The organism is Arthrobacter monumenti (assembly GCF_054511255.1).
On the sequence record NZ_JBTNCY010000003.1, the window covers coordinates 324,792 to 341,512 of the forward strand.

General features: G+C 60.6%; 16 protein-coding genes. 14 read left to right on the top strand and 2 right to left on the bottom strand.

The genetic code is table 11. The features are described from left to right. Positions 1–8 precede the first annotated feature (8 nt). Positions 9–998, bottom strand: coding sequence for an SDR family oxidoreductase (locus ACX80B_RS06320; RefSeq protein ID WP_459294183.1), 990 nt, complete (start codon positions 996–998; stop codon positions 9–11). 163 nt (positions 999–1,161) lie between these two features. On the opposite strand from ACX80B_RS06320, the gene ACX80B_RS06325 reads away from it, so the two are divergent. The 4 genes from ACX80B_RS06325 to cls all read left to right on the top strand — a co-directional run bounded on the left by ACX80B_RS06325 (position 1,162) and on the right by cls (position 5,878). Continuing rightward, positions 1,162–2,466, top strand: coding sequence for an ABC transporter substrate-binding protein (locus tag ACX80B_RS06325; RefSeq protein WP_459294185.1), 1,305 nt, complete (start codon positions 1,162–1,164; stop codon positions 2,464–2,466). 77 nt (positions 2,467–2,543) lie between these two features. Beyond that, a complete protein-coding gene (locus ACX80B_RS06330; RefSeq protein WP_459294187.1) occupies positions 2,544–3,527 on the top strand; it encodes a carbohydrate ABC transporter permease in 984 nt (327 codons plus the stop codon). Beyond that, positions 3,520–4,359 (top strand): carbohydrate ABC transporter permease, encoded by an 840-nt coding sequence (locus ACX80B_RS06335; protein WP_459294189.1) that lies wholly within the window; start codon positions 3,520–3,522, stop codon positions 4,357–4,359. Before ACX80B_RS06330 ends, ACX80B_RS06335 begins: the two co-directional genes overlap by 8 nt. 31 nt (positions 4,360–4,390) lie before the next feature. Continuing rightward, positions 4,391–5,878 (top strand): cardiolipin synthase, encoded by a 1,488-nt coding sequence (gene cls, locus ACX80B_RS06340; RefSeq protein ID WP_459294191.1) that lies wholly within the window; start codon positions 4,391–4,393, stop codon positions 5,876–5,878. 194 nt (positions 5,879–6,072) lie between these two features. Here cls and ACX80B_RS06345 read toward each other — a convergent pair whose 3' ends face one another. Then, entirely contained in the window at positions 6,073–7,386 is a 1,314-nt protein-coding gene (locus ACX80B_RS06345) for a DUF2252 domain-containing protein (RefSeq protein WP_459294193.1), read from the bottom strand. A gap of 95 nt (positions 7,387–7,481) precedes the next feature. Between ACX80B_RS06345 and glsA the strand changes: the two genes are divergently transcribed. The 10 genes from glsA (at position 7,482) to ACX80B_RS06395 (ending at position 16,718) form a co-directional block, all read left to right on the top strand. Further along, entirely contained in the window at positions 7,482–9,329 is a 1,848-nt protein-coding gene (glsA, locus tag ACX80B_RS06350; RefSeq protein ID WP_459294195.1) for a glutaminase A, read from the top strand. Between the two features lie 149 nt (positions 9,330–9,478). Next, positions 9,479–9,781 carry an urease subunit gamma gene (locus tag ACX80B_RS06355; protein ID WP_459294197.1) on the top strand — a complete coding sequence of 101 codons (303 nt, stop codon included), beginning with the start codon at positions 9,479–9,481 and terminating at the stop codon, positions 9,779–9,781. Then, positions 9,778–10,326: an urease subunit beta gene (locus ACX80B_RS06360; RefSeq protein WP_459294199.1), complete on the top strand. Its 549-nt coding sequence runs from the start codon at positions 9,778–9,780 to the stop codon at positions 10,324–10,326. The genes ACX80B_RS06355 and ACX80B_RS06360 overlap by 4 nt, the downstream gene beginning before the upstream one ends. After that, positions 10,319–12,028 carry an urease subunit alpha gene (locus ACX80B_RS06365; protein WP_459294201.1) on the top strand — a complete coding sequence of 570 codons (1,710 nt, stop codon included), beginning with the start codon at positions 10,319–10,321 and terminating at the stop codon, positions 12,026–12,028. Before ACX80B_RS06360 ends, ACX80B_RS06365 begins: the two co-directional genes overlap by 8 nt. 8 nt (positions 12,029–12,036) lie before the next feature. After that, positions 12,037–12,720, top strand: a complete 684-nt coding sequence (locus tag ACX80B_RS06370; protein WP_459294203.1) for an urease accessory protein UreF — start codon at positions 12,037–12,039, stop codon at positions 12,718–12,720. Beyond that, positions 12,710–13,636 carry an urease accessory protein UreD gene (locus ACX80B_RS06375; RefSeq protein ID WP_459294205.1) on the top strand — a complete coding sequence of 309 codons (927 nt, stop codon included), beginning with the start codon at positions 12,710–12,712 and terminating at the stop codon, positions 13,634–13,636. Before ACX80B_RS06370 ends, ACX80B_RS06375 begins: the two co-directional genes overlap by 11 nt. 53 nt (positions 13,637–13,689) lie before the next feature. Then, complete coding sequence (gene ureG / locus ACX80B_RS06380; protein ID WP_459294207.1) at positions 13,690–14,448, top strand: urease accessory protein UreG; 759 nt, start codon at positions 13,690–13,692, stop codon at positions 14,446–14,448. Between the two features lie 17 nt (positions 14,449–14,465). Next, positions 14,466–15,545 (top strand): HoxN/HupN/NixA family nickel/cobalt transporter, encoded by a 1,080-nt coding sequence (locus ACX80B_RS06385; protein ID WP_459294209.1) that lies wholly within the window; start codon positions 14,466–14,468, stop codon positions 15,543–15,545. 82 nt (positions 15,546–15,627) lie between these two features. Beyond that, positions 15,628–16,206: an orotate phosphoribosyltransferase gene (gene pyrE / locus ACX80B_RS06390; RefSeq protein WP_459294211.1), complete on the top strand. Its 579-nt coding sequence runs from the start codon at positions 15,628–15,630 to the stop codon at positions 16,204–16,206. Between the two features lie 2 nt (positions 16,207–16,208). After that, entirely contained in the window at positions 16,209–16,718 is a 510-nt protein-coding gene (locus ACX80B_RS06395) for a GNAT family N-acetyltransferase (protein WP_459294213.1), read from the top strand. Positions 16,719–16,721: the final 3 nt, after the last annotated feature.

The following is a 16,721-nucleotide window of genomic DNA, read 5'->3' on the forward strand; positions in this document are numbered from 1 at the left end:
GAAGATCCTTAAACCCGGTACTGCTCGACCAGGGTGTCCATCAAGGCGTCGTAGCGGTGGTCAATCTTCCTCCGGGACGCATCAGCATCATGCCAGGCAATCGCTTCCTGCATGCCTTGTTCAAAGGTCGTGGTTGCCCGAAAACCAGGAACATAGCGCCTGATCTTTGTATTATCGAACACCATCGAATGCGCCTTATCTCCCAGTAAGCCGGCGCCCCAGGCCTCATCCACCCCGGCAATGGCGTCGGAGGGGACGTGAACCAGGCGAGGGTCTGTACCTGCAGCGCGGGCGGCTGTTTCGTAGATGGCATTCCAAGTAAGGACTTCGTCGCTGGTGATGTGGAAGCTGTGGCCTATCGCGCCCTGCTGCCCAAGCAAGCCAATGAGACCCCGGGCAAAATCGCGGCTGTGTGTCAATGTCCAGAGCGAGGTTCCATCGCCATGGACCACTATTTCGCGGCCCTGGCGCAGGCGTTCAACCACCGTCCAAGCTCCATCCACCGGCACCACGGTCCGGTCATACGTCTGCGAAGGCCTGACGATGGTGACCGGAAAAGACCGATCACGGTAAGCATCCATCAGGACTTCCTCGCAGGCAATCTTCCGGCGCGAATAGTCCCAGAACGGATTGCGCAAAGGGGTGGACTCATCTATCGGCAGCCTTGCCGGGGGAGTTTGATAAGCAGAGGCAGAACTGATGAACACGTACTGGCCCGTCCGCCCTGAGAACAGATCGATATCCGCCTGCACCTGCTCCGGCGTGAAGGCAATGAAATTGACCACCACGTCCGGATTCATAGATCCCAAAGCCCCGCGGGTCGCTGCCTGATCGGCTCTGTCGGCCCGCAAATGGCGCACGGACCCAGGGAAGGTGCTGTGGGTCTGCCCCCGGTTGAGGACGAAGAGATCGATGCCGGACCGGGCAGCGAGTTCCGAGCAGGCGCTGCTTATAACGCCCGAACCGCCGATGAAAAGTACTTTCAATGGCAAACTCACTCCCTGCTAGCGGCAACGAACATCATAAGTCTGCCACACACATTACAACTTTTGTTTGACGCTCGATAAAAGATGGCTTACGTTTGTGACGTAGCCAACAGTTAGGCGCGCTCCGAACCGCATTTTGAAAAGTCAAGGGAGTCAAGTCGTGAGAATTCGTAGGATGGCGGCCGTAGCAACAGCCGCGGCAATGGCGTTAACAACAGCAGCCTGCGGCAGCGGAGGCAGCTCCGCAGATTCAGGCGGGGACGCAAACACGCTGACGTACTGGGCCAGCAACCAAGGCACCAGCATCGAACATGACGAGAAGGTGTTGACCCCACAACTGAAGAAGTTTGAGGAAGAGACCGGGATCAAGGTGAACCTGGAGGTCATCGGCTGGGACAATCTTCAGACCAGGATCCAAACCGCCATTACTTCCGGCCAATCACCGGACGTATTGAACATCGGCAACACCTGGGCCGCTTCCCTGCAGTCAACCGGAGCTTTTTTGCCGTTCGATGACGCGAACCTGAAAGCGATCGGGGGCGCCGACAAGTTCGTGGAAACCGCGCTCGCAACAGGGGGAGCTGAGGGACAGCCGGTTACCTCGGTTCCTCTTTACGGGCTCGCCTACGGCCTCTTTTACAACAAGCAGATGTTCAGTGACGCCGGTCTTGAACCACCAAGCACTTATGCCGAGATGGTCGCTGCTGCCGAGGAGCTGACTGATCCGTCCCAGGATGTCCATGGTCTCGCATTGGCCGCAGGCAGCTATACGGAGAACGCTCACTTTGCGTTCATTAACGCGGCGCAGAATGGCGCCGAGCTTTTTGCCGATGATGGTACGCCGACGTTCAGTTCGGATGGCGTCGTTGAAGGTATTCATCGCTATCTGGATCTGATGCAGAAGCATGAAGTGGCACCTGACGGCAACGCTCAATACGCGAACGGCGTACAGGCTGTTAATGACTTTGCCAAGCACAAGGCAGCTATGGTCATCAGCCAGAACAATGCGGGCAGCAGCATTGAAGCACAGGGGATGAAGAATGATGAGTGGGGTGTGGTCCCCTATCCGACGCCGGCGGGAAGTGAACCGGTGGCCAGCCACGTGGCCGGCATCAATCTCTCGATCTTCGAGAACACCGGCAATAAGGATGGAGCGCTCAAGTTCGTCGAGTTCATGACGAGCCCCGAGACGCAGAAGGCACTCAGCTCAGAGTTCAAGACTTTGCCCGTACTTCAAGGAGCAGAGCCGACTTTCTCGGACAAGAAGGAGGCAGCGGTGACCTTCCAGAACATTTACAACACCATGTCCAAACCGTTGCCCCTGGTGCCTGCAGAGGATCAGTTCGAAAGCGCGGTCGGGCAGTCCATGAACCAGATGTTCGCGACCATAGCGACCGGTGGCACCGTGTCGATTGAGGATGTCCGGACCGCTATGGAAACAGCAGAGCAACAGGTCGCCGCGTCGACCACCGGCGGATAGTAGGCAGGCTCGGTGGGGTGCAGGACGCTGAAGCGGTCCTGCACTCCACCTCAACGCAGAAAGGGTGGAACTCTGAAATGACTGCACGAACCAGCATGCGGGAGCCGGTCAAAGCCAAAATCGATCCGCCGCCCAACGAACCACCACCACGGAAAAAGAGACCGCCGGGTTGGTGGCTGCCGTACGCATTATTGTTCCCGGCCATCGCCTTTGAGCTGGTCATCCACGTCATTCCGATGATGACCGGCATCTGGGTCAGCTTCCTCCAGCTCACGCAGTCTTTCATCGCCAACTGGGGCGAGGCTCCTTTCGCCGGTCTCGCCAACTACCGGATATCCCTGGATTTCAATGGCGTCATTGGTGAAGCTCTGCTGCAATCCTTCTTAATCACTTGTGGCTTTACCGTCCTCGTCGTTGGGATTTCCTGGGCGGTTGGCATGTCGGCCGCGGTGGCACTACAGCGCAGTTTCAGGGGCCGTTCCTTTTTCCGTACGTTCTTCCTTGTTCCCTATGCCCTGCCGGTCTTCGCGAGCGTCATTGCCTGGAAGTTCATGCTGCAGAAGGACGGCGGGGCAATCAACCATCTCCTGGCGGACAATCTGCAACTTATCGATGAGAAGCCGTTCTGGCTGATCGGCGATAATGCCTTCGTCTCGATCGTCATTGTTGCCGCCTGGCGCCTGTGGCCATTCGCCTTTTTGATGCTGATGGCGGGGTTGCAGAGCATCCCCACGGATGTTTATGAAGCCTCAGCGGTGGACGGTGCACGACCATTCCGGCAGTGGCGCAGTATTACCTTGCCGATGCTGCGGCCGGTCAATATGGTACTCGTCCTGGTGATGTTTCTGTGGACGTTCAACGACTTCAACGTTCCATTCGTATTGTTTGGATCTGCGCAACCGCCGGCCGGCGATCTGATCTCGTTCCATATTTACAACGCATCATTCCTTACCTGGAACTTTGGCCTGGGCGCTGCCATGTCCGTGCTGTTGATGTTGTTCCTGCTGGTGGTCAGCGGCATCTACCTGATTGCCTTGAACTGGAGGTCAAAACGTGCGTGAGACAACTCCCGCGAAAGCATTCCGCATTATCGTCCTGACTGTTCTGACCGTGTCAACGGCCGTTCCGATCTACGTGATGATTACTTCAGCGCTAAAGCCCTTGGGCGATGTGCAGGGAGCGTTTTCCTGGTGGCCCGAGGAATTCACCATTGAGCCGTTCATCCAGATGTGGGCCACCGTTCCGTTGGCCGACTACTTTCTCAACAGCATTATTGTGTCCATCTCTGCGACCATTCTGAGCCTGATAATCGCCATCTTCTCCGCTTACGCAATCTCGAGGTACCGGTTCCGTGGCCGGACGATTTTCAGCACGACGATTCTTTCCACGCAGATGTTCCCAGGGATCCTTTTTCTGCTCCCGCTGTTTCTGATCTTCGTCAATATCGATCAGGTCTTCGGGGTACAACTGGTGGGAACCAGGATCGGCCTCATCATTACCTACCTGACCTTTTCGCTACCGTTTTCAATCTGGATGCTGGCGGGCTATCTGGATGGAATTCCCCGGGAATTGGATGAAGCAGCGAAGGTCGATGGCTGCTCACCTATGAACGCGCTGCTGCGCGTTGTCCTGCCGGCCGCAAAACCTGGCCTTGTCGCCGTCGCAATTTACAGCTTCATGACGGCTTGGGGCGAAGTCTTGTTCGCATCCGTCATGACGACGAATGCCAACCGTACTGTCGCGGTGGGGCTGACGCTGTATTCCACCCAAACCAATATCTACTGGAACCAGATTATGGCTGCCTCCCTGGTTGTGAGTATCCCCGTGGTGATCGGATTCCTGATGCTGCAACGGTACTTCGTCGCCGGGTTGACCTCAGGGGCGGTGAAGTAACCGGGTCCATCCGGATATCGTTGAGAGCACTATGACTCTTAGCGTGACCACGGATGAAGCGTCCGACGGACTACTGCCTGTCCTGCCCGATTGGCTGACGGTCCTGCTGGGCGCGATCTACGTGATCATCGCCATCGCCGCGCTGGGTATCATTCCAGGGAACCGCCGGCCATCCTCTGCCATGGCCTGGATACTGCTGATCCTGTTCGTGCCCTACGCCGGCGTCGTGCTGTTCCTGCTGTTCGGCAGTATCAGCATCGGCCGGCGTCGGATCAGGAATCAAGCCCGGGCGAACGAGATCATTCGGGACAACACCACAGCGGCCGAGTTGCGGGAAGAAGACTACAAGGGTGCCGAGTGGCTGCGGAGCGTCGTCGCTCTTAACCGGTCCCTTGGTGCCTTGCCGAGTCAGAGCGGCAACAGCGCGGAATTCTGCCACGACTACACCGATTCCATCAGCGACATGGCGGAGGAAATTGATAAGGCCCACGATTACGTAAATGTTGAGTTCTACATCTTGAATCTCGATAACACTACGGAGGTCTTCTTCCAGGCGCTGGAGCAGGCACACCGCCGGGGCGTGAAGGTGCGTGTCCTGTTCGATCACATTGGGTCGCTTAGGGTGCCTGGCTACCGACGGACCATTGCGCGGCTTAACAGTATCGGGCTGGAGTGGCGAAAGATGTTGCCGATTCTGCCGTTGAAAGGCCGCTGGCGCCGCCCGGATCTGCGCAACCACCGCAAGATCGTCATCGTCGACGGCCGCGTTGCTTTTATGGGGTCACAGAACATTGTGGATGCCAGTTACAACCGCGGCGGGAACCTGCGGTGGGTGGATCTGATGACGAAGGTGGAGGGCGACGTCGTCGCGGCCCTCGACACGGTGTTCGCCACTGACTGGTACAACGAGACCGACGAGATCCTGCTCGAGGAACTCCAGCCCTACCGCAGGGATGAACCTCCTGGCGATGTGACGGCGCAGGTGGTGCCCAGCGGCCCAGGATTTGCCACCGCCAACAACCTCCAGCTGTTCAACACCCTTATTTACTCCGCCCAGGAACGCATTTCCATCACCAGTCCGTATTTTGTGCCGGACGAATCGCTGCTGCGGGCCGTCACCACGGCGGCCCAGCGGGGTGTAAAGGTGGAATTATTCGTGTCCGAGCGCGGTGATCAGTTTTTGGTCCAGCATGCTCAACAGTCGTATTATCTTGCACTTCTGCATGCGGGTGTCCGGATCTACCTCTACAGAAAACCTTTTGTCCTGCATTCCAAGCATTTATCCATTGACGACCGCGTCACGGTAATTGGCTCAAGCAATATGGATATGCGTTCGTTCGAACTGAACCTCGAAGTCACGCTGATGCTGCTTGGTGCCAAGACCGTACAACAGATGCGCGACGTCGAGGAATCCTACCGCGCACGGTCCCGGGAACTTCTGCTCGAGGAATGGACAACACGTTATCCGCTCGTGAAGTTTGTGGATAACGTGGCGCGGTTGGCTGCCGCTGTAGTTTAACGGTTTGCCAAATAAGGGGTGCCGTCCTTACGGTTTATAAGTATGCTTAGAGTCTAAGCGATCAACTATTTTTGGAGGATATTATGGCTGGCAAAAGTCTAATTTGGACCATTGTGGGAATCTTGGCAATCGTCGCACTGTTGATGTTCATCTTCTAGGAACAAGCTGTCACCAACAGCGCCGGCGTACCGTTCCTAGATGGAAGGTACGCCGGCGATTTTGTTTTCCCGGAAAGCGTCGACAAAGAGGGCGTGGTCGCGGCGGACACGCGCCGCATACTCCACTGCGAAGTCGATAATCTCCTGGATGAATTCCTCGCGGCGGTCGCCGATCACCCGTGTGATGGCTTCTTCCGTCTGGAATGGCACGAGATCGTGGTCGCTGTCCTGGTCAGAGGCGCAGTGGACCTTGGCTGTGGCACGTCCCAGGTCGGCCAGCACCGGGTCAATTTCCGACGGCTCAGTCAAGTTGTCCCAGCTTAGGTCGCGTTTGTACGGGGAGAGTTCGTCGACGACGAAACCAACGCCATCGATGGTGGTGTAACCGAGGAACGCATCGGTGTGAACCTGGAGCGAGCGCTGGCTGATGACCGTCCGGTGGCCATCATGCTCGAAATAGTTGCGGACCCGTTCATCGGTGACCACCCGGCTGGGAGCGGCAACGTTTCCCTGTTTGAGCGAGAGGACAATATCGTTTTCCTGCGCCTCGTTGAAACCTTCAATCAGCACGTTATAAGCGGGAAGCCCGGCGCTGCCGATGCCGAATCCCTTTTTCCCGACGATGTCCTTGATCGTGTAGAAGACTTCGCGTCCTGACTTCTTCGAATCAGGAATCGTTTGCAAATACTCGTTGAAAGCCGCCTCGACCTTGGCATACTCGTCCTCGCCCAGGCGCCGTGTTTTGCGATCTTCACGGAAATGCCGTTCGTGGTTCTCCACCAGGGTCATGGCATCGAGCAGATCTGTCCGCCGCGAGGATTTGGCCGCCTGCAGGACGTCGTGGATGGTGCCCTTAGTGTTGTTCAGGCGCAGCGCGAAGTCGTTCTGGCCGGCGTCGGCGTAGTAGCTTACCTGCTCCAGGTAAGCCGTCAGATAGGTCCGGGCCAGGTCGCGCACAGCCCGCTCTGGCAGCGCTTTCTGCCAGCTGAGCAGAGCCAATGATGTGACGAAACGGCGCAGGTCCCAGGAAAAGTGGCCCAAATACGCCTCGTCGAAGTCGTTGATGTCGAAGGTCAGCGAACCCATGCTGCTCATGTAGGTGCCAAAATTCTCGGCGTGGAGATCTCCGTGGATCCAGATCCTGTCGGTGCGCTCGTCCGCCCAGGGATCCTCCATTGCGTTCATGTCCGCGTAGAACAAGCACGCACTGCCCCGGTAGAAGGCGAATGGGTCGGCCGCCATCTTGCGGAATTTGGTGCGGAAACCATGGGGGTCGGCCTCCATCAGGGAACTGAATGCGTTCACCAGGGTACGGGCGATCATCTCTTGACGTTCTTCTGTATCCACCATTCACCCAGTCTAGGAGTCCGACAGCGCAGACACCCAGCGGCAAGAGTCCAGCACCACTAAAACCCGCCGACGACGTCGTGACGTAGTGTTCAATCATGCAGTCACCTGTGCAGGAATATCTGGAGTCCCTCCTCAGGAAAATCGCCCCGGACGATTCCGGAAATGTCGCAAGCTACATTCCCGAACTCGCGGACGAAAACCCCGACCAGTTTGGATTGTGCCTGGCCACGATGGACGGCAACGTCTACGAAGTCGGGGACGCGCAGTCGGAGTTCACCATCCAGTCCATCTCCAAACCCTTCACGTATGGCCTGGCGCTCGCAGATCACGGAACCGAAGCGGTGCGGAAGAAGATCGACGTCGAACCTTCCGGTGATGCCTTCAATGAGATCAGCCTTGAGCGCGGTACCGGCCGCCCGCGTAACGCCATGATCAACGCGGGCGCGCTGGCCGCCAGCTCACTGATTACCGGATCTTCCGACGGCGACAGGTTCGAGCGCCTTCGCAGCACCTATTCCGCCTATGCCGGCCGGGAATTGCAGCTCGACGAGCAGGTTTATGAATCCGAACGCCGCAGCGGTGACCGCAACCGCGCCATCGCTTATCTGCTGAAGAACCAAGGCATCATCGAAGAGGACGTCGACGCGGCCACCGAGCTGTACTTCAAGCAGTGCTCGGTCAATGTAACGTGCCGGGACCTCAGCATCATGGCCGCCACGCTGGCGAACCAGGGCGTAAACCCTGTGACCTCCGAGCGGGTGCTCGCGCCGGAATTGGTGGAGCATGTCCTCAGCGTCATGACCACCTGCGGCATGTACAACGACGCCGGGACGTGGGTTGCTGAGGTCGGTTTGCCTGCCAAGAGCGGCGTCAGCGGCGGAATACTGGCCGTGCTCCCGGGGCAGATTGGCATCGCCGTCTTCTCGCCGCGCCTGGATCAGCACGGCAACAGCGTCCGGGGCGTCGCCACCTGCCGGCGGTTGTCATCCGAGATGGAACTGCACTTCATGCATGTCTCGCGCAGCGCGCGGTCCGCCGTCCGTGCCACGTTCACCCTGGATCAAGCGCCGTCGCGCCGGCTCCGGACTCCGAAGGAGCAGCACATACTGGAGGAAAAGGGTAACAAGGTGCGGATCCTGGAGCTGCACGGCGATATGTACTTTTCCGGGGCGGAGAGTGTCGCGCGGACGGTCACCGAGCTGACGGGGTCGCTCGACCTGATCGTCCTTGATGTCAGTTCCGTTGAGGACTTCAGCGCGGTTGCCCGGCGGACGTTCTCGAAGCTCCAGGAGAATATTGCCGCCAGTCACTGCCGGTCGGTCGTCGTCGATCCGGATGGGATTCTCGTCTCCGGGAACAGTCGCTCCAGGACGTCGGGCGGGAACCGGGGAGCGCATAGCCCGCAGGAGGATGGCGGTCCGGCCGTTTTCGACGGCGTGGATTCAGCAACACAATGGTGCGAGGACTGGATTATCACCAAGTACGGCGAGCCAACCGGCGGGGAGGGGCGGTTGACACTGGACGAGCACCCTCTGGCGCAGGAGTTATCGCCGGAAACGGTCGGCATCCTGCGGGACTACCTAGAGCAACGCGATTACGACGACGGCGAAACGATAGTTGCGAGGGGAGCCGAACCGGCCGGGATCTTCCTCGTCATGTCGGGAAAGGCGCATTCGACGATTCCGCGGGACGCGGGTGGAACGAAGACGATCAACGTGTTGACCTCAGGAACAAGTTTCGGCGAGGTGGCGACAATGAGCGGAGTTCCGCACGTAGCGGATGTCCATGCGGATGGAGAAACCTCCCTGGAGGTGCTGACGCCGCACGAGTATCAGCGATTGCGGCGGGAAGTCCCTGAAGTCGCCTTGGAACTTGCCGAGCGGCTCGTCCAGGTTGCGTCAAAACTGGTCGACCGGGCTACTGCGGCGCTCGCCGCCCGTTGACGGTGTTTCCATTGACGGCGTTTAAGGCCGGTGCTAAGTTGACTTAGTATCAAGTCGCCGAAATTGGTGCGACTCTCTTTCTAACGAATCCGCGCTGTTTTGCGGGGCTGAATTAGTGCCGCATATCCGCACTCAAGTGGGAGAATACGGTGTTTCTGAGCTTGCATGAGCAGGAACGGCTGATGGTCTACTCCGCCGGAAAACTCGCCCTCGAACGCAAGGAACGCGGCCTCAAACTAAATCTTCCAGAGGCCACCGCCATCATCACCTCGTACTTGCTCGAAGGTGCCCGCGACGGCGAATCAGTGGCTGACCTGATGGAGTCCGGACGCCACGTTCTCGGGCGGGACGATGTGATGGAAGGCGTCCCGGAGATGTTGGCCCAGGTCCAGGTTGAGGCTACTTTTCCCGATGGAACCAAGCTCGTAACGGTGACGGGGCCGATCCAATGACGAAGAGCCATAATCCCTTCGAGAACCCGAAGCTGAAGCCGAAAAAGCGCCATGTCGAGCCGGTGCACCCCTCAGATGACCCCGGCCGGGACTACCCCAGCGAAAAGACGCAGGAGAATGAACCGCACCACTCTTCGGGACCGAGCAGTCCCAGTGAACCGCGCCGCTCGGGCACCGGTGAACGGCAGGCACCGCGGCGCCACTCCGATGAGCGGCTGAGCGAGTCCGATCCGCTCATCCCCGGCGAAGTTATCCACTGCGGGGACGATGTCGAGATCAACGCAGGTCTGGAAGTCACCACACTGCGGGTTGAGAACATGGCTGACAGACCCGTGCAGGTCGGCTCACACTTCCATTTCGCCGAGGTCAACGCCGCCTTGGACTTTGACCGGTCCGCGGCGTGGGGCAAGCGATTGAACGTGCTTTCAGGTGGAGCGATGCGGTTCGAGCCCGGTGCCGCCGAGGAAGTCGAACTGATTCCGATCCGCGGCAGACGTATTGTTCCCGGGCTACGGGGACTGTGTGGAGGAAAACTCGATGAGTAGGATTTCCCGTTCAGAATACGTTGCCTCCTACGGGCCCTCGGCCGGGGACCGGGTGAGGCTGGCCGACACGAACCTGCTCATCGAGGTGGAGGAGGACCGGTGTTCCGGCGGCGACGAGGCAGTATTCGGTGGCGGTAAGTCCATCCGCGAATCCATGGGCCAATCCCGCGCCACGCGGGCGGAAGGTACGCCGGACCTGGTGATCACCGGCGCCATCGTGCTGGACCACTGGGGCGTCATTAAGGCCGACGTCGGCATCCGGGACGGGCGGATCATCGCCCTGGGGAAGGCTGGAAACCCGGACACCATGGACGGTATCCACCCCGACCTCGTGATTGGGCCCTCCACCGAGATCATGGCCGGCAATGGGCTGATCATGACGGCAGGAACCATCGACACACACGTCCACTTCGTCGGCCCCGACATGCTGCAGGAGGCGCTGGCGGTCGGCACCACCACGGTGGTCGGCGGCGGAACCGGCCCGACCGAGGGCTCGAAGGCGACCCTTGCGACGCCCGGATCCTGGTGGATGGAACGGATGCTCGAAGGGTTCGACCCCTGGCCGGTCAACGTCCTCTTCCTGGGGCGAGGCAATACGGTTTCGCACGAGGCCATGTGGGAGCAATTGCGCGGCGGCGTCGGCGGGTTCAAGGTGCACGAAGACTGGGGAGCAACTCCGGCCGTCATCGATGCTGCCCTGCAGGTCGCGGATCAATCCGGCGTCCAGGTCGCCATCCACTCCGACACGCTCAACGAGGCCGGCTTCGTCGAGGATCTGCTCCGGGCGGTCAACGGCCGCACCTTCCACGCGTACCATACGGAGGGCGCCGGCGGCGGACACGCTCCCGACATCATCCGGATCGCCGCCGAGCGCAACGTACTGCCGGCATCGACCAATCCCACCAGGCCGTTCACAGTGAACACGGTCGACGAGCACCTCGACATGGTGATGGTGGCCCACCACCTGAACCCGCAGGTGCCCAACGATCTCGCCTTCGCCGAAAGCCGCGTCCGTGCCGGCACCATCGCCGCCGAGGATGTGCTGCAGGACCTCGGTGCCCTGTCCATCATGTCCTCCGACGCGCAGGCAATGGGGCGCATCGGCGAGGTGGTGAGCAGGACTTGGCAGACCGCGCACCAGATGAAGAAGGTCCGCGGCTCGCTGCCCGGCGACGGCACGGCCGACAACCGGCGGGCCCGGCGCTACGTCGCCAAATACACCATCTGCCCGGCGGTCGCGCACGGTCTGGAACGCGAGGTAGGTTCCATCGAACCAGGAAAAATGGCGGACCTCGTCCTGTGGCAGCCATCGCTGTTCGGCGTCCGGCCCACGGCCGTTTTCAAAGGCGGCGTCGCGGCCGTTGCCGCCCTCGGCGATCCCAATGCCTCAATACCCACACCCCAACCCGTGCTTCCGCGGCAGGGATTCAACTCCCACACCCGGGCGGCAGCATCGACCAGTGTCGCATTCGTGTCCGAAGCCGCCATCGAGGATAATCTCGCGGAGCGGCTGAATATCAACCGCAGGCTGGTCGCCATCGAAAACTGCCGCGGACGCACCAAGCAGGACCTGCCGGAAAACGCCGCAATGCCACATATCGAGGTGGACCCGAACACCTACGGCGTGAAGATCGACGGCGAGCTGATCGATCACGAGCCGGCGCAGGAAGTGCCCATGGCCCAACGCTACTTCCTGTTCTAGGCAACGAAATGCCGCCCAACGCTGCAGCGCTTCTCCTGCTCGCCGACGGACGCCTGCCCGCGGGCGGCTACGCACATTCGGGCGGGCTGGAGGCCATCATCCATACCCAGGGAGTGCGTGATGCGGACAGCCTGGAACGTTTCCTGACCGGGCGGGCCCTCACCTCGGGACTCGTAGCGGCCAGTTTCGCCGCCGCCGCATGCGACGCCTCTACCGCCTCGGACATGGATCGGCTGCACGAGCTCGATCCGGAACTGGACGCACGGATCCCCTCAGCGTCATTGCGGTCAGTATCGCGGACACTGGGCCGGCAACTGCTGCGCGCAGCCAGTGCCATCCACCCGCATCCGCGGTTCGAGGCACTCACGGGCACGGCAACCGCGCCTCACCAACCAATCGTGTTCGGGGTGGCCGCCGCCGCCTTCGACCTCACCGCCCACGATGCCGCACTGGCTGTACTGCATGAGTCGGTCGCTGGCCCGGCTGCGGCATCCGTGAAGCTGCTCAGCCTCGATCCCTTCAGCGTCCACGCGGCACTGGCCCACCTGACACCCCTGTTGGACCGGCTGTCCGCTGAAGCCGCCGGGTACGCCGGCTCGCCGCCTGAGGAGCTTCCAGCCGCCGGCGCACCGTTGTTGGACATCGCCGCGGAGCACCACGCACGTTGGGATGTGCGTCTCTTTGCCTCCTGACAACCCGCACCAGCACGGATCGATGTACGCCCGGGCCTCCCTGGTCATTGAACAAGTCATCGGCAGCGGGGGACAAGCACGCAGCCGGGTGAGCGGTCTCCGTTCCAAGGCACCGCTGGTGCTTCGGCCCACCATACAGAAGGGTTGGGAACCGTGGACGGGTGCGGGCGCCCGGCTTGCCAGGGTGTCGCTGGCATCAGGGGCAGCCGGCCCTCTCGGTGGCGACCGGCTGGTCTTGGATATCGACGTCGGAGCAGGCAGCACGCTGATCCTCAATGAGGTCTCGGCGACACTGCTGTTGCCGGGAGCGAGGGGCGGCCGCTCCAGGATGGAGATCAACATCCACGTGGGCGACGGCGCCACGCTGGTCTGGTTGCCGGAGCCGGTAATTGCCGCTCACGGCTGCGATCACCTGCACGATATCCGTGTTGAGCTGGACCTCGAGGCGCGGTTGATGATGCGGGAGGAACTGCTGCTCGGCCGCTCCGGAGAAGTCCCCGGGAGCATCAGCCAGCATATCCGGGTGCGCCGGGGCGGGAAGCCGCTGTTCAACCAGCAACTTGATCTGGGACCGGCGTCAGCCGGAGGGGACAGCCCTGCAGTGGTTGGACAGCACCGGGCACTTGGGTCGGTCCTCGTCGTCGACCCCGACTGGGAGGATGAGCCCATCGCCGCCCGTCCGTTCGCTCCAGACGCCGCCGTGCTGCCCTTGAACGGTCCGGCCGCCATGGTCAGCACTGTTGCCGCGGATAGTTTGCGGCTGCGCCGGAACCTGGATCAGGGTATGGAACTTCTCGGCCCGCCGTGGTCGCCGGCCGCCAGGCAACAACAGGCGGACGGAGAGCCAGGGGCCCCGATGCCAAAGGGCAACGGATACGAGGATACAGTCCGCGCACCGATACCAGCAGTCCGATGACCCGAACACCGATGACCAGAACAGACCGATGATCCGAGAACGAGGAGAGCCTAATGCCTGAAACCAACTCCGCCCAAAGCCGCGCGCTGCGCCTTGGCATTGCCGGACCAGTAGGCACCGGAAAGAGTTCAGTGATTGCGACTCTGTGCCGGAATCTGAGCGAAGAACTCAACATCGGCGTGATCACCAATGACATTTACACCGACGAAGATGCCCGGTTCCTGCGTTCGGCCGGCGTGCTGCCCGCCGAAAGGATCCGGGCGGTGGAAACCGGCGCCTGCCCTCATACGGCCATCCGCGACGATGTGACCATGAACCTGATCGCCGTCGAAGATCTGGAGAAAGACTTCGCACCCCTGGATATCGTCTTCGTCGAAAGCGGCGGCGATAACCTGACCGCCACGTTTTCCCCTGCCCTGATCGACGCGCAAATATTCGTACTTGACGTTGCCGGCGGCGGTGATGTCGCCCGTAAGGGAGGACCGGGGATTGCCCGGGCGGACCTGCTGGTAATCAACAAAATCGACCTTGCCCCCTACGTTGAGGTCGACGTCGAACAAATGGTCAAAGACGCGACCGCCGCCCGGAACGGTGCCCCGGTGCTGCCGATGTCCAGGAAGCAACAGGACACTGTGGACCAACTCTGCGATTGGGTACGCCGGCTCCACTCCAAACACATCGCCGGCGACCATACCCCTACGGACCCAGGTCCAATGGCCCCGCACTTCCATGCCGGCGAGGACGGAGGAGGCTACTTCCACACTCACGAGGAGGGAGCTTCGGCCGGCGAACCCGCAAAATCAGTGGAATAACCTTCACAGGAGCGGCCATGAACGTGGTCAGGATGTCCGCCCCGGGCACCGGGAAGCCGCTGATCGGGATGGGGATAGTCATTGTCTTGCTGCTGGCCGGCGGGTGGGGCATGTTCTTCGCCGTCGTCCTTCCTGGACGTTACGTGATGGGCAGCAACGCAGTATTCGGGACCGGATTGGCGCTGGCCGCCTTCACTCTCGGGGTCCGCCATGCCTTCGACGCCGACCACATTGCAGCCATCGACAACACGACCCGGAAGCTGGTCAACGACGGCAAGGGCCCGGTATCGGTGGGGTTCTGGTTCGCGCTCGGCCACTCCACAGTTGTCGTCGTTACGGTGGTTCTGTTGGCGGCAGGACTCAACGTACTCACCCAACAGATAACGGCGGACGATTCAGCTTTCCTATCGGCGGCCGGCATGTGGGGCCTATTGATTTCCGGACTCTTCCTGCTGCTCATTGGTGCGGTCAATGTGCTGTCGCTGATTGGGATTCTGAGAATCTTCCGCGGTATGAAAGCCGGCAATTTCGATGAAGCCCAGCTGGACAAACTGCTGGACAACCGCGGCGTGCTGAACAGGGTGCTCGGCCCGGTGGCCCGCAAGGTGGATAAGCCATGGAAGATGTATCCGGTCGGTGTTCTCTTCGGGCTCGGGTTTGATACGGCCACCACTATTGGCCTCTTCGTGGTTGGTGGAACGGCCGCCCTCACAGCGCCCTGGTACGTGGTACTGGTGCTCCCCATCCTTTTCACCGCGGGAATGACGCTGTTCGACACCTTGGACGGGGTGGTGATGAACCATGCCTACGGATGGGCCTTCGCCGCGCCCGTCCGCAAGATCTACTACAACCTCACCGTCACCATCATCTCCATCGCGGTTGCCTTCCTGGTCGGCGGAGTAGGACTCACCTCCCTGCTCGCCCAGTGGCTCCGCGCCGATACCGGACCGCTGGCCTGGATTGCCGCCATCAATCTGGAGAACCTGGGATACATCATCGTGGCCATACTGCTGCTCAGCTGGCTGGTGGCCTTCGGCTACTGGAGACTGGCCAAATTGGAGGCACGATACTCACCTCGGAACCCGCCCCAACCATAGGGCTTTCTCTCCGTCACCGAAATAATCGGCGCTGAAAGAGCACTGCCGTCCTGAACCAGCGGCGGACTATATGCTTGAAGCCATGACCTCAGCGCTTCCCGATGTATCCGATGCCCGTGCCCGCCTCCTGGAATTGATAAAGGAACTCGCCGTCGTCCGGGGCCGAGTGACTCTTTCCAGCGGTAAAGAAGCGGACTATTACATTGACCTGCGCCGCATCACGCTCCACCATGAAGCGTCCAAACTCGTCGGCCAGGTGATGCTGGACCTGCTCGACCGCGCGGGACATAACGATTTTCAGTCCGCGGGCGGTCTTACGATGGGCGCGGATCCAGTTGGAGTGGCCGTCATGCATGCTGCGGCGGACGCTGGCCGTGCTGTCGACGCCTTTGTGGTCCGCAAGGCGCAAAAGTCCTACGGAATGGGCCGCCAGGTAGAGGGCCCGGACGTCAAGGGCCGCAAGGTGATCGCCTTGGAGGACACTTCGACGACGGGTGGCTCAGCTCTGACCGCGGTCGAAGCACTACGCAAGGCAGGGGCCGACGTTGTAGCGGTCGCCGTGATCGTGGACCGCGATACAGGGGCAAAGGAACGCATCGAGAAGGAAGCCGATATTCCGTACCTGTTCGCATTCGGCAAAGATGAACTGGGGTTGGATTAACGATGTCTGTCCTTCTGCGCGCCGTTACCGATGCAGACATTCCGGCGATCACCGTCATCAATAATTCGGCGGTGCCGGCCGTTCCCACTACGGATGAGGATGGTATTGCCGCCCTGGTCGACGGTGCCGCCCTCAAACTGGTCGCGGTCCCGGACGAAAACCGTGCGGCCGTTATCGGTTTCGTCTTCGCGTTTTCAGCCGGTTCGCCGTATGACAGCGAAAACTTCCAGTGGTTTGAGAAACGGGGCGGATCACACTTCTACGTGGACCGGATCGTCGTAGCCGACGGTGCACGCGGGCGCGGAGTGGGGGAGTCGCTCTACGCCGCCGTCTTCGACCATGCCTGGTCCATCGGTGCTGATTCCGTGACGTGCGAGGTAAACACCGATCCGCCGAATCCCGGGTCGTTGAAGTTCCACGGCCGGCTGGGGTTCACCGAGGTCGGGTCGCAGCCAACCAAGGGCGGCACCGTGACGGTCGCGATGCTCGAGCACCGCCCGCAACGGACCTGATTG

What these genes read in the sequence shown, in the direction of transcription:
- ACX80B_RS06325 (WP_459294185.1), top strand. Translation starts at nt 1,162, where the DNA reads ATGGCGGCCGTAGCAACAGCCGCGGCAATGGCGTTAACAACAGCAGCC.
- ACX80B_RS06330 (WP_459294187.1), top strand. Translation starts at nt 2,544, where the DNA reads ATGACTGCACGAACCAGCATGCGGGAGCCGGTCAAAGCCAAAATCGAT.
- cls (WP_459294191.1), top strand. Translation starts at nt 4,391, where the DNA reads ATGACTCTTAGCGTGACCACGGATGAAGCGTCCGACGGACTACTGCCT.
- ACX80B_RS06345 (WP_459294193.1), bottom strand. Translation starts at nt 7,386, where the DNA reads ATGGTGGATACAGAAGAACGTCAAGAGATGATCGCCCGTACCCTGGTG.
- glsA (WP_459294195.1), top strand. Translation starts at nt 7,482, where the DNA reads ATGCAGTCACCTGTGCAGGAATATCTGGAGTCCCTCCTCAGGAAAATC.
- ACX80B_RS06360 (WP_459294199.1), top strand. Translation starts at nt 9,778, where the DNA reads ATGACGAAGAGCCATAATCCCTTCGAGAACCCGAAGCTGAAGCCGAAA.
- ACX80B_RS06365 (WP_459294201.1), top strand. Translation starts at nt 10,319, where the DNA reads ATGAGTAGGATTTCCCGTTCAGAATACGTTGCCTCCTACGGGCCCTCG.
- ACX80B_RS06370 (WP_459294203.1), top strand. Translation starts at nt 12,037, where the DNA reads ATGCCGCCCAACGCTGCAGCGCTTCTCCTGCTCGCCGACGGACGCCTG.
- ureG (WP_459294207.1), top strand. Translation starts at nt 13,690, where the DNA reads ATGCCTGAAACCAACTCCGCCCAAAGCCGCGCGCTGCGCCTTGGCATT.
- ACX80B_RS06385 (WP_459294209.1), top strand. Translation starts at nt 14,466, where the DNA reads ATGAACGTGGTCAGGATGTCCGCCCCGGGCACCGGGAAGCCGCTGATC.
- pyrE (WP_459294211.1), top strand. Translation starts at nt 15,628, where the DNA reads ATGACCTCAGCGCTTCCCGATGTATCCGATGCCCGTGCCCGCCTCCTG.
- ACX80B_RS06395 (WP_459294213.1), top strand. Translation starts at nt 16,209, where the DNA reads ATGTCTGTCCTTCTGCGCGCCGTTACCGATGCAGACATTCCGGCGATC.